Origin of the sequence: Pantanalinema rosaneae CENA516, assembly GCF_050753385.1 — a bacterium.
Taxonomy (GTDB): domain Bacteria; phylum Cyanobacteriota; class Cyanobacteriia; order Leptolyngbyales; family Leptolyngbyaceae; genus Pantanalinema; species Pantanalinema rosaneae.
In genome coordinates this window covers 1-13385 of record NZ_JBLZFZ010000006.1, presented here as the reverse complement: position 1 = coordinate 13385, position 13385 = coordinate 1, and the positions used below count along the sequence as shown (strand labels likewise).

At 52.9% G+C, this 13385-nt stretch carries 9 protein-coding genes; 4 read left to right on the top strand and 5 right to left on the bottom strand.

What is annotated here, in order from left to right:
* Positions 1 to 271: 271 nt before the first annotated feature.
* Positions 272 to 3154: an isoleucine--tRNA ligase gene (ileS, locus tag ACN4EK_RS04605; RefSeq protein ID WP_431656313.1), complete on the bottom strand. Its 2883-nt coding sequence runs from the start codon at positions 3152 to 3154 to the stop codon at positions 272 to 274.
* A gap of 185 nt (positions 3155 to 3339) precedes the next feature.
* The gene (locus ACN4EK_RS04600; RefSeq protein WP_431656312.1) at positions 3340 to 5043 is read right to left on the bottom strand and encodes a Ycf66 family protein; all 1704 of its coding nucleotides are present in this window, start codon (positions 5041 to 5043) and stop codon (positions 3340 to 3342) included.
* A gap of 354 nt (positions 5044 to 5397) precedes the next feature.
* Between ACN4EK_RS04600 and gndA the strand changes: the two genes are divergently transcribed.
* Entirely contained in the window at positions 5398 to 6846 is a 1449-nt protein-coding gene (gene gndA, locus ACN4EK_RS04595; protein ID WP_431656311.1) for an NADP-dependent phosphogluconate dehydrogenase, read from the top strand.
* Between the two features lie 75 nt (positions 6847 to 6921).
* Here gndA and ACN4EK_RS04590 read toward each other — a convergent pair whose 3' ends face one another.
* The gene (locus tag ACN4EK_RS04590) at positions 6922 to 7740 is read right to left on the bottom strand and encodes a hypothetical protein (protein WP_431656310.1); all 819 of its coding nucleotides are present in this window, start codon (positions 7738 to 7740) and stop codon (positions 6922 to 6924) included.
* A gap of 358 nt (positions 7741 to 8098) precedes the next feature.
* Here ACN4EK_RS04590 and ACN4EK_RS04585 point away from each other — a divergent pair, with 358 nt between their 5' ends.
* Positions 8099 to 10147 (top strand): hypothetical protein, encoded by a 2049-nt coding sequence (locus tag ACN4EK_RS04585; RefSeq protein WP_431656309.1) that lies wholly within the window; start codon positions 8099 to 8101, stop codon positions 10145 to 10147.
* A gap of 80 nt (positions 10148 to 10227) precedes the next feature.
* On the opposite strand, the gene hemL is transcribed toward ACN4EK_RS04585, so the two are convergent.
* Together hemL and ACN4EK_RS04575 are read right to left on the bottom strand one after the other, a co-directional pair.
* Positions 10228 to 11526, bottom strand: a complete 1299-nt coding sequence (gene hemL, locus ACN4EK_RS04580) for a glutamate-1-semialdehyde 2,1-aminomutase (RefSeq protein WP_431656308.1) — start codon at positions 11524 to 11526, stop codon at positions 10228 to 10230.
* A gap of 149 nt (positions 11527 to 11675) precedes the next feature.
* A complete protein-coding gene (locus ACN4EK_RS04575) occupies positions 11676 to 12170 on the bottom strand; it encodes a hypothetical protein (RefSeq protein WP_431656307.1) in 495 nt (164 codons plus the stop codon).
* A 40-nt stretch (positions 12171 to 12210) separates the two neighbouring features.
* Here ACN4EK_RS04575 and hisIE point away from each other — a divergent pair, with 40 nt between their 5' ends.
* Positions 12211 to 12927: a bifunctional phosphoribosyl-AMP cyclohydrolase/phosphoribosyl-ATP diphosphatase HisIE gene (gene hisIE / locus ACN4EK_RS04570; RefSeq protein WP_431656306.1), complete on the top strand. Its 717-nt coding sequence runs from the start codon at positions 12211 to 12213 to the stop codon at positions 12925 to 12927.
* Between the two features lie 44 nt (positions 12928 to 12971).
* On the top strand, positions 12972 to 13385 hold a 414-nt coding region (locus ACN4EK_RS04565), incomplete at its 3' end, for an S-adenosylmethionine:tRNA ribosyltransferase-isomerase (protein WP_431656305.1).

Here is a 13385-nt window from a genome sequence, read left to right as displayed (position 1 = left end):
CAGCGTATACACAAGTCGAGTCTGACTTCGTTTACATCTTTTTAGCCCCCAATTCTGGGGGACTTTGAATAGTTTGGCTCCCCCAGAATTGGGGGTTGGGGGGCGGTTCGGTAGGACTTTTGGCTGGATTTGATCACTTGTGTATACACGGTAGCCCATAGGAGAGGGAACAAAGGCTGGATCGGATCCCTTCTCCCAGAGGAGAAGGGTTGGGGATGAGGGTGAAGGAGGTTTATTAGGGAACTAGGTCGTTCGCCCTCATCCAACCAGCTTAGAATTGACCGTCGATCGCTGGCACACAACGCTCACATAGGAGGGGATGGGTAGCAGACTCACCTACATGAGTGGAGTAGTTCCAGCAGCGATCGCATTTTTCACCGTTGGCATCCGTCACCCCAATCCCCAAGTTGGCAGATTGAGTGGTGTACTTCAGTCCTTCCAGGCGATCGGCAGAGTCTAATAGCTCTACCTGGGAAGTCAGGAACAGGTAACGTAACTCATCCACATGATTCCCAGCCAGACTATCGGCAGGATTTAATGCCTGGAGCGTTGCCCGTAACTGAGTATCCGGTACTGATAACAACACCTTAGCTTCTAAGGAAGACCCGATCGCCTTTTCGGTACGAGCCTGTTCCAACACTTTGTTGACCTCAGCCCGAATCTGCCGCAGCGTTTGCCATTTTTCGGCTAGTTCCGGAGCCTGCCACTGGGGATCTAATGTGATCCACCCCGACTGAAACACGGACTTGTGAGGCGTTGAATACGGCAGGAATTGCCAGATATCTTCTGCCATGTGAGACAGCACTGGTGCGATCGCTTTAGCCAGGTTTTCCAGGGCAATCTGAATTACCGTTTGGCAGCTACGACGACGGAGGGAATCAGCCGCACTGATATACAACCGATCTTTGGCAATGTCGAGATAGAAGTTCGACAGATCGACGACACAGAAATTCTGCACCGTCTGGAAGAAGCGGAAAAACTGGAAGCTGTCGAAGGCTTGCGAAATTTCTCCAAATACCTCTGTGATCCGATGCAGCATATAGCGATCGAGTTCCGGCAGTTGCTCGTAGGGAACCGCATGTTGAGCGGGATCGAAGTCATGCAGGTTGCCGAGTAAGAAGCGGGCGGTATTGCGGATCTTGCGATAGACATCGGACAACTGCCGAATGATGTTTTTACCAATCAGCACATCCGAGGAGTAATCCACTGACGACACCCACAGCCGCAAAACATCGGCTCCATAGGGTGGTTCTTCCTTCTGGTTTTTGCCGCCATTGATGATGATCGCTGGATCGATCACATTCCCTAGCGACTTACTCATCTTGCGTCCCTGCTCATCCAGGGCAAAGCCGTGAGTCAGTACCGTTTTGTATGGTGCATGACCATGCACCGCCACACTGGTCAGTAGACTGGACTGGAACCACCCCCGGTGTTGATCTGAACCTTCCAGATACATATCGGCGGGATAGCGTAATGCCTGCCGTTGCTCGACCACCGCCGCCCAGGAAGAACCCGAGTCGAACCAAACATCCATCGTATCCATGCCTTTACGGTAGGTGTGCCCGTTATTCCGGTACGCCTCCGGCAATAGTTCCTCCACTGACAATTCCCACCAGGCATCCGAACCTTTTTCAGCCACAATACTTTGCACATGGGCGATCGTTTCCTGGTTTAGCAATGGCTCATTGGTCACCTGATCGTAGAACACCGGAATCGGCACCCCCCAACTGCGTTGCCGCGAAATACACCAATCCGATCGCTCAGCCACCATCGGCGTAATCCGATTTTCGCCCTGAGCCGGAATCCAGGTAACGTCTGCGATCGCTTTCAGGGCTTCGTCCCGGAAACCTGCTACTGAGGCAAACCACTGTTCTGTAGCTCGGAAGATCGTCGGCTTTTTCGTCCGCCAATCGTAGGGATACTTATGCACATAGGGTTCTTCTTTCAGTAAGGCTCCCGCCGCCTTTAAAGCGTCTACGACGGCACCGTTCCCATCACCCAGGACATTCAGACCGGCGAATTGTCCGGCTTCGGCTGTAAAGTTGCCATCGTCATCGACCGGCGACAGGATCGGCAAGCCATAGCGCTGTCCCACCAGGTAGTCTTCCTGTCCATGACCGGGGGCTGTGTGGACTAAACCCGTCCCCGATTCCGTTGTGACGTAATCACCGCCGATGACAATTTCACTCTGGCGATCGTACAAGGGATGACGGTAGGTGGTATGCTCTAGCGCTTTCCCCATCACCGTTGCCTGAACGGTCAACTCAGTCCCCAGCGTTGCCGACAGCGACTCCACTAGATCCTTCGCCACAATCAGGTATTTGAAGTTACCGGGAGCATTTTCACCTACAGCGACCACCGCATAAACCAATTCCGGATTGACACTGACCGCCAGGTTTGCCGGAATCGTCCAGGGAGTTGTCGTCCAGATCGCCACCCCCAGTTCGCCCAGGAAAGGATCTAGTGGAGTTTGCAGGGCAGGGGGTAGGGATAACACCTCAAACGCGGCATAGAGCGATCGCGATGTGTGACCTTCCGGATATTCCAGTTCCGCTTCCGCCAATGCCGTTTTAGAACTGGGACTCCAGTGAACTGGTTTCAGTCCTCGATAAATGTGCCCTTTCAGCACCATTTGTCCAAACACGCCGATCTGAGCCGCTTCATATTCTGGCTTCAGAGTCAGGTAGGGATGCTCCCAATCGCCCCAGATGCCATAGCGCTGAAAGCTCTGGCTCTGTTGTTCAACCGTTTTCAGCGCAAAGTCCTTGGCTTTTTGCCGCAACTTAATTGGGGTGAGTTGCTGGCGTTCGGCGGACTTCAGATCTTGTAGTACCTTCAGTTCGATCGGCAGACCGTGGCAGTCCCAACCCGGTACATACCGAACTTTCCGCCCCTGAAGCAGTTGGTACTTATTAATGATGTCCTTGAGAATTTTGTTGAGCGCGTGCCCCATGTGTAGCGAGCCATTGGCATAGGGCGGCCCATCATGTAGTACAAACACCTCACCAGGATTGTCCTGCGACAGGTGTTGATAAATCTGCTGCTCTGCCCAGAATGCCTGAAGTTCTGGTTCCCGCTTGACGGCATTGGCACGCATGTCAAAGCCAGTCTTAGGAAGATTGACGGTATCTTTATAGGCTCCTGATTCTGTCACCGCTAGAAGTCCGAAAGGGTAAGAGAGTAATTAAATCATTGCTAGCACAACTAATCCGCAGACCAGATTAAAAATCCGATCATGCTACGATTGTAGTATAAGCGAATGCTGATGACCACACGGTCAATCACTGCTAGTTCATTATCAGTGACAAACCGGATTAGCTTCAAGTTTTGTAACAGGTATTATTCCGGGGGGGCATCAGAGGTTGAGGACTCCGGATCCAAGTCGGAGGTAGCGCTAGGAGAGGCTGAGTTCGATCGATCATCCTCCGCGATCGTGGGGTTTTCGGGTAACTGGGCAGTGTCGGGATCGGCAGACGTAGCGGCTACAGGTTCCGGGGCATCCGATGCACTCACATCAGCTAAGGGTTGAGTCGGAGGTGTGATCTCGGGAACAGTGGTGTCGATCGCTAACTCGATATTTGACTCACCTCCCGCTTCGGGACTGGCGATCGCATCCACGATCGCGGCCCTTTCAGCCGCCATGTCCTCTAGCATCTCTTCAACGATTTCCTCAGCAGTATCAATTGTCGCTTCTGGCACGATTCCGGCTGATTCGTGGAGGGGTTCACTATCACTCGTCACAGCGGCAGAGGCAGATTCTGCCAAGTCAGGCAATGAAGTTGATGCTGCTGGGGTTGTCGCCTCTGCCAGATTAGCAAAGGTAGCGAAGGCTTCATCCTTCAGGGTAATGGTTTCTTCGACCACCTCGGCGACCACCTCACCTGCCTGATCTCTCACCGTGATGGAGTCCTCGACAACTTCAGCCAGCACCTCACCGGTCTGATCCTTTAAGGTCACTGTGTCCTCAATCAGTTCGGCGGTCATTTCTCCAGCCGAGTCTTGCCAGGTAGTCGTTGTTTCTACAACCTCAGCCATAATTTCAGCGACCGGATCGGTTGGGGAGCTAGCCGGATCAACTGGTTGATTAGTTGCTGTTTCTGATTCTGCTTCCGCCTCACTCTCTGGCTTACGAAACTGCTTCCGCACGTAAACAGGCTTTGCTTCTTTAGCCGCCTTTTGGGATTTTGGTTCCGCTTCGCCATCCTCTTGCCGGAATTGTCTCCGGACATAGACCGGCTTCGTTTCTTTCTGTTGACCAAACCCTTTGAATAGATTCGTAATTGGGGCGAAAATCCCACCTGATTTAGTTGGGGTTGCGATCGGTGATTCGGATTCTGCGATCGCATCAGCCACAACTTCCGCCGCTTCAGTGATTTTAGCCGCCCCTTGGTCTACCGTTTCTTGAGTCGTTTGTGGTTGGGAGTCGATCGTCGCGGCGACTGTTTCCTCGATCGCAGCTTCTAAAGTAGGAGGCTCAGTGGACGTAATCAGTTCCTCCGTTGCCAGTTCTGCCGCGATCGGGGTTGCGGCTGCGGTCAACTGTTCTTCGACTTGGCGTTGGCGGCGGGCGGTATCGAAATCGGCTCGGGTCAGGGGAACGTAGGATTCAGTTTCGCTGGTTTCCGCAGTTCGGACGGATTTGTCTGGTGATTTGCGTTGCCAGATGCCTTTTAGTCCAGTCAGTTGTCGAGATACCTGCCCAGACAATTTCGCTCTGCCCTCCGGCGTAGACAGTTCATTCAGCGATGCTTTAACCTCTGCGGCTGAAGGCGCTGCCGTTTGTTGCTCTAGGGGAGTGCTCTGCCGTCGTAATGTCAAGGTCTGCCAGCCTAGCCAACCTAATAACGCCACGCTCGCGGTTTGTCCTAACAGCACTCCACCCGTAATGCGTTCGGCACAAACCCATAGCACCAGGGCGTAGAACATGCCGACACCGCTCCAGATCAAATCATTTTTGCGGTGAACTTCTGGAAAGAAAAAGGCAGCCATGTAGAGGGCAAAGCTACCCAGACCAACTGCTAATGCGAGGATATATGCCAGCATCTTGCTGCTCCCAACTGTGCCCGATCTCGCCCATTTTATCCCGATGACGAGACGATCGCGTCCTTCTGCCCAGGACAGACTATCTAGTGTTCGGCAGACTAGGAACGATCGCAGTCCTCATCAATTCCTGACAGGATTCATTGTGGGCAAAGATTCCTGAGGTTCTCTTGACGGCAGGATGAAATTAACACAACATCTTCCTCAAGGCAGTTTTATGCCTTAGCACTCATTCATATCAACAATCGTTATATGGCTTGACTTCAGGCAAAATTAATGGATTCTTCCTGGTTTACCCAGAATGATCGAGCTACCCTGAAGGGAACGACAGCCCCTTGCAGAGTTAGCAGAGAGTCTATGACACAGCAAAGCTTTGGTGTAATCGGTCTTGCCGTGATGGGGGAAAACCTGGCTCTAAACGTAGAGCGCAATGGCTTCCCGATCGCGGTCTATAACCGTAGCCGAGAGAAAACTGATCAATTTATGGCAACTCGGGCAGTGGGCAAAAATGCCAAAGCTGCCTATACCCTGGAAGAATTCGTGGCGCTACTGGAACGGCCACGCAAAATTTTGATTATGGTGAAAGCGGGTGCGCCCGTCGATGCCACGATCGAGCAACTCAAACCCCTGTTGGATGAAGGGGATATTCTAATTGACGGTGGCAACTCCCTATTTACGGATACCCAGCGCCGCGCTCAAGATTTAGAATCTGCCAAATTTACCTTTATTGGTATGGGCGTTAGTGGCGGTGAAGAGGGCGCTCTGAATGGACCGAGTTTGATGCCCGGTGGGACGAAGCAAGCCTACCAGTACCTTGAACCGATTCTGACAAAAATTGCTGCCCAGGTGGATGATGGGCCTTGTGTCACCTACATTGGGCCCGGAGGGGCAGGGCACTACGTCAAGATGGTGCATAACGGCATCGAGTATGGTGACATGCAGTTGATTGCCGAAGCCTATGACCTGTTAAAGAACGTCGCTGGGCTGAATGCGGCTCAATTACATGAGGTCTTCTCTCAGTGGAACACCACGGACGAACTCAATTCTTATTTGATTGAAATTACCGCCGATGTGTTCAAAGTCATGGATCCGGATACCGGCAATCCACTGGTAGACCTGATTATGGATGCTGCTGGACAAAAAGGGACGGGACGCTGGACAGTGGATAGCGCTCTGGAAGTTGGCGTTGCCATTCCGACCATTACGGCGGCTGTAACGGCGCGGATTATGTCGTCCTACAAGCAGGAACGGGTGGAAGCGGCGAAACAATTAGTTGGACCCACCGCCAGGTTTGATGGGGATGTTGCTGCCTTTGTCGCCAAAGTCCGGGATGCCCTGTACTGCTCTAAGATGTGTTCCTATGCCCAGGGGATGGCACTGCTGAGTAAAGCCTCCGAAATCTATGGCTTTGAACTCAATCTAGGGGAATGTGCCCGGATCTGGAAAGGCGGCTGTATCATTCGGGCTGGCTTCTTGAACAAGATCAAACAGGCGTTTGATGAAAATCCTAGTCTGCCAAATTTGTTGTTAGCCCCCGAGTTTAAGCAAAGCATTCTCGATCGCCAAACCGCCTGGAGAGACGTGATTGCCACCGCCGCCAAAGTGGGGATTCCAGTGCCAGCCTTTAGCGCCTCCCTGGACTACTTCGATAGCTACCGCCGCGATCGCTTGCCGCAAAATCTGACCCAAGCTCAACGGGATTACTTCGGTGCCCATACTTACGAGCGGGTAGACAAGCCCGGGGTATATCACACGGATTGGATTCATGTTGCCGATCAATCACCAGAACCGGCAATGGCGAAGTAACGTTACTATTGCTAACTTAGGGCGGAGATCGTCATCCGTAATCCGCCCTTCATGGTCTTTGATGGAGCCATAGACTTACTGAACCGGAAGACGACGGCGTTTTTTGGCAGTAGTCTGTTTAATGGCTGTGATGTTTAGGGGTGGTTGACTGGCTGGTTTGAGGGCTTGAGCCGGACGATCGAGCATCTGTAGCCCATCCAGTAAAGCATCCCGAATAATCGGTTCCTGTTCCTGGTTCAACATCAGCTTGAAGTAGTCCGCGATCGTCCGGCGTTGATGTAGGTCAGGATAACGAGTTTGCGTAAGACTAGCGGTGAGTTGCCGAATCGCAATCAACCGTTGCAGGGGATCGCTATGGGTGAGATGAGTGACTAATTGACTAACGGATGTCTTGTTCTGATTCGCCTGCCAATGCAAAATCTGCCAAGTTAAGAGGACTAACACCGCTAATGTGCCTGAGCCTTGCAGAATCGCGCCTAAGGCAATCCAGGGACTAGAGGCATCTGCCCAGATTGCCGTTGCCAGATAGGTCGTTAATGTGGCGATTCCACCACCCGCGATCGCCAACGCCAGGGGTTGATTCCAACCATCGAGCCATTTACGCAGATCTGCCCAGGACTGCTCCAAATGCCAATCGTGCATTAAGTAGATCAACATCATCACGCTGATGCCAACTCCCGTCGCCAGCACTAATCTGCCATTCCAATACAGCAGAGCAGCGGCTCCCGTAATCACCATCAGCCAGCCACCCGGCCCCGACCAGCGCTGAATCGGGATGTTGTGAAGTTGTTTCAACGCTTCGTCCTTCAGATCATGCAGTGGCAGGGTTTGCATCAGACGAACTAAGTAGCGCCACCGAAACGTTGTTCTTGCTGCGTAAGAAGCCTTTGCCACGTCACTGATTCCGTTAATTGCTAGAGGAAGTGATGCAACCAAGCTGGTTCCCTGCAACACCTTACTACCTTGGAGGCGGGTTTGGGAAACCAAACACCTATAAATTTTACAACTTCCCTTCCCAGGCAACAGAGACAGACACCAGGTTGATTGGGAGTTTAGGGACTAAATGAATATCTTCGGCTAACAGAAATTATCTAATTTGGCTGACAAGATGGGGCGTTTTATCTAAAACAGAATCAGTAGGATAGAAGCGCTGTCTCATGCCGTGAACGGATCGTCTGAAGTTTTGTCTAATTTTCCCCGTGATTTCCTGAAGCTGTGTTAGAGCAAGTGTGTAGTGGGAGAGGATGGTGGAGTGAAGAGTAATTTGAATCGACCTGAGATTAATCAACCGGGTAACTCAGAGTTGCCCCAGTATGAAGCCCGATCGCCCAACGGTATTGATCCCGCTTTAGCTGAGGTCGCTGCCACGATCGAGCATCCCGGTCGTCCCCTCCGGATTCCGCAATGGGTCAAGTCCCGCAGTTGGCTGTTACTCGGGCTAACAAGCTGTTTGGTCTTTGGTGGCGTTGGTGTCCTGGCATTAGTGTGGTTAGCCACTCCCCCCCCTTCCGCCGACTGCACCAAAATCTCTGTGCTTTCTCCCGACATGGAGCGGCTCTATTGCGCCCAGGAGGCAGCCCGATCGGGGGATTTACCCCAACTGCTGGCAGGACTGAAGTTTTTGGAGCAATGGACTCCGGATCATCCTCTACACAAAGAAGCGCAGAAGTCGATCGATGAGTGGTCAGAAGCCATTCTCCAGATTGCCCAACAACGAATTGAACAAAGTGATCTGAAGGGAGCGGTAGACCTTGCCAAGCAAATTCCCAAATCCAGCCCGATCTATCAGGATGCTCAAACGGTTATCGCCCAATGGCAAACCCTCTGGCAACGTGGGGAAGCCATTACGACGAAAGCCCGTAATGCTATGAAGCAGCAGCGTTGGGATGAAGCCTCTCAGCATATCGCCAGCCTGCGGGAAATTAATCACGATTATTGGCGCTATCAACGTCCACAGCTTTTATCTCGGCAACTACTAACAGAACAGCAGGCAAGACGATTATTTACCGATGCGAAGAATCTAGCGGTCTATGGCTCACCCACGGACTTAGGGGCAGCGATCGGGGCAGCCCTCAAAATTGATGCCACCACCTACACCTGGGCAGAAGCCCGGAGCATTGTTAAACAATGGAGCGAAACCCTCTTAGCACTCGGCGTACAACGCTGGCGACAGAATAATCCGGAAGCGGCGATCGCGGTGATCCAACCTGTCACCCTCAACCCGGAGTTGGCTCAAGCGGCTTATGACCTGATGGGATTAAGCTACGCTCGTCAGTTTGCAGTCACGGGTGGCGCTAGCCTGATGCCTTCCTTTAACCAGATTGGTAACCTGACGACCGCCGTTGCTTTAGCCAGCGTCATCCCGGCGGATAGCCGCTATTATCCCTTAGCCCAAGCCAGTATTAAAGAGTGGCAAACCCAGCTTCAGGACAGTACGCAATTGCAACTGGCAAATGTGATTGCTCAAACCGGGCAAACCCTGTCCTATGATGTAGCGATCGCCCAAGCCCAACAAATTACTCCCGATCGTCCTCGGCGCATCCCGGCACAAACGCTGGTAGCCATGTGGAGAAATACCAAACAACAGGTTGAGGATCGCCCCTATTTGCTGTATGCCCAACAGTTAGCCGAGCCAGGAACATTAGTGGCATTGAAAGCGGCGATCGCCCAGGCGAATCAAATTGCGACGGGACGAGCCTTACGCGGCACAGCTCAAACCCTGGTGCGGGAGTGGTATCAGGGAATTCAGACGATCGAGGATCAGCCGATTCTCGATCGGGCGTGGGCATTGGCGGGGCAAGGCAATTTGAATAGTGCCATTCAAGCCGCCGCAACCATTGCTCCTGGTCGTTCCCTGTATTGGCAAGCCCAAAATGCGATCGGCGACTGGCAAGCCCAAATTCGCGCCGCCCAAGCTGCCCAAGTCCGCCGCAGTCAGACGACTCCTAACTCAGAACCACGAGCCAATGAGCGTCAAGATGCTGAGCCTAATCCGGCTACCTCCGAGTTCATCCCTAACGACGATCGAGGGTTCAATGACCAGGCTCCGGCACCCACAATCGCAGAACCCTCTACCGCCGAACAGTTCCCGCGCCCTGGAGAACGCCATGACATGACGGCGGAACCTGCCCCACCCCCAACCAGCATCTCGGCTCCGGCAGAGCAATTTGTACGACCAGGCGGTTCCAACTCAAGACCCGTGGTGATTCCAGAACCACCTCCCGTGATCCCAAATCCGCCCCCTCCCAGCCGTTCTCAGCCAGTCGTCATTCCCGATCCCCCTCCCCCTGCCATTCCTTAAAGTTGGCTGATGCAAAAACGGCTGAAGGAATCAACGATTAACGCCTTCAGCCGTTCGATTTACCGATTTAGTGGGGACGATTACAGACTCGACATCACTTCTCGGGCTGCTGCCAGAGTGCGATCGATGTCTTCCTCGGTATGGGCGAGTGACGTAAACCCAGCCTCAAATTGGGATGGGGCTAGATAGACCCCGCGCTCCAACATACCGCGATGGAAGCGGCTGAACTTATTCAGGTCAGACTTCTTGGCATCCTCGTAATTGTGGACAGGACCTTCGGTGAAGAATAGTCCAAACATGCCGCTAATCTGACCACCACAAGCCGCATGTCCCGTCTCTTTGGCAATTTGCAGCAGCCCATCGGCTAACCGCTTGGTGATGCGATCGAGGGTGTCATAGGTACCCGGTTGCCGTAACAGTTCCAGGGTCTTGATTCCGGCGGTCATGGCTAGAGGATTACCGGATAGAGTGCCTGCCTGGTACATCGGGCCGGCGGGAGCCACCATACTCATAATGTCGCGGCGACCTCCATAGGCACCCACGGGTAAACCGCCGCCGATGATCTTGCCCAGCGTGGTTAAGTCGGGCGTAATGCCAAACTTCTCCTGTGCTCCGCCATAGGCAATCCGGAAGCCGGTCATCACTTCATCGAATACCAGTAAAGCCCCATGTTCCCGCACGATCTCTTGCAGTCCCGGTAGGAAACCCGCATCGGGAGGAATGAACCCCGCATTACCAACTACGGGTTCCAGAATTACCCCCGCGATTTGCTCGGGATTTTCTTCAAACAAGGCTTTCACCGCTTCCAGGTTATTAAAGGGAGCGGTTAGCGTATTGCTGGTCGTCGTTTTAGGAACTCCGGGGGAGTCCGGCAACCCCAGAGTCGCTACCCCAGATCCCGCTTTCACCAGGAACATATCAGCATGTCCGTGATAGCAGCCTTCAAATTTGATGATCTTTTCCCGTCCGGTGAATGCCCGCATCAAGCGCAGCACCGACATACAGGCTTCCGTCCCAGAGTTGACGAAGCGTACCATTTCAATGCTGGGAACGGCATCAATCACCATTTCGGCTAATACGTTTTCCAGGCGACAGGGGGCACCAAAGCTCGTTCCCTTCTCTGCCGCTTCCTGAATGGCTTTAATCACATCAGGATGGGTATGCCCACAAATCGCGGGGCCCCAGGTACCAACATAGTCAATATATTGGTTGCCATCGACATCCCAGGCATACGCGCCTTTAACGCGATCGAATACCACAGGTTGCCCACCCACGGATTTGAACGCTCGTACTGGGGAACTAACGCCTCCCGGCATGAGTTTTTGAGCCGCCGCAAAAATCTCTTCTGATTTGGTTGTCTTAAATGTACTCGTGACCAATGCTATCTCCTTAGGGGTTGACAGAATGAAGTGAGGGGGAGGAACGGTGAAATTGAACGCTAAAAATCTGTCTGGCTATGTGAACGCACATTTGTTTATCTTACCTGGAGTGGGGAGATGGGGGGAGTAGTGGGGAGTGGGGAGTGGGGTTAGCGGGATTGCCCGTAGGACCAGGTAACACCGGGCCCGACCTGGAGAACGCGTTGTTCTGGGGTGAAGAGTTCCCAGTCCGGGAGATCGTTATCATCACTGGTGGGAATCAGAGTTAAGCGATCGCCATTGCTCCAATCAATCACCACTTGCAGGTCAGGATAGGTGATTTCGATCGCCGTCATACTTTGTCCTTCCAGGTGAGTCAGCATTTGACTGAAGTCTTCTAAGCCCGTTTGACCGGGAACCGTTGTGCCGCCAGTGCGTTCTAGCTGCCAAACCGCTCCCCGGGTGACGAGAATCCAACTCCCGTGATCCTTACCTAACTGGGTATGACAGGTATAGGCGATCGGTTCACCGAAATGGAGCGTGATTTCGTGATGATAGTTGAGGCTGGTTTTCCAGCACAGTTCACCAATGGCTTGACCCAGAAGTTCATGGAGTGGATCTAAGTCGCTAGCGGTGTGAATCTGGCGGACAAGATGGAGCGTCATAATAAATCTTAATCTTCCGGCGATCGGATTAATTCTACCAGTGGCTTCAGTATGCCCATGTCAGGAAACGACCAATCTACCTGACAATAATGAAGTGGACTGTCAATTAATTGAGTGTTTGGACATGGAGTTACAGCAAGCGGTTCCCGTCGATCAGATTCGCTATGACGATCGCGGTTTAGTCCCGGCGATCGTGCAGGATTATCTGGACGGCACAGTGCTGATGATGGCATGGATGAACCGGGAATCGTTGCAAAAAACCCTGGAGACGGGCGAAACCTGGTTCTGGAGTCGATCGCGGCAGGAACTCTGGCATAAAGGGGGCACGTCCGGTCACACTCAGAAAATCCAGACGATTCGCTATGACTGTGACAGTGACACAATCCTGGTGAGTGTGGAGCAGATTGGCGATATTGCCTGCCATACCGGAGAACGCAGTTGTTTCCATCGGGTTGATCACCAGGTCACGCCGCCGCCTGCCGATACTCTGTCCCAGGTGTTCCAGGTGATTTGCGATCGGCGGGATCATCCCACAGATACCTCCTATACCTGCAAACTCTTGGCTGGAGGTGACAACAAAATTCTTAAGAAGATCGGTGAAGAGACGGCAGAAGTGGTGATGGCGTTTAAAGACGATGATCCAGATGCGATCGCGGGGGAAGTTGCCGATTTGCTGTATCACACGCTGGTAGCCCTAGCCCATCACCAGGTTGACTTAAAAGCGGTTTATCGCAAACTCCAAGCTCGGAGACGTTGAGCAGCAACCATGACCAATGACCAGTGACCAGTGACCAATGACCGATGACTGACCCGCTTGACCACCAACTTACTGCCTACGATTACGTGCTGCCCGAAGACCGGATTGCCCAATCGCCGGTGATCCCGAGAGACAGTTCGCGGCTGTTGGTGGTCAACGATCGAGATAACCATCACCATGCCCACTTTCGGGATCTGCCCAATTTCTTGCAAGCTGGCGATCTGCTCGTCCTGAATAACACCCGAGTCATTCCAGCCCGCTTGTATGGGCAAAAGTCGAGTGGCTTACCAGTCGAAGTGCTGTTACTCGAACCCCAACCCAGCGACACCACCCCGATCGCTGGCTTTTCCGATCGCTGGCTCGCCTTAGTCAAACCCGGTAGACGCTTAAAACCCGGAGCCAGAATTTGGTTCAGTTCCTCCCCACCTCCCCACTCCCCCTGTCTCTTATACACATCT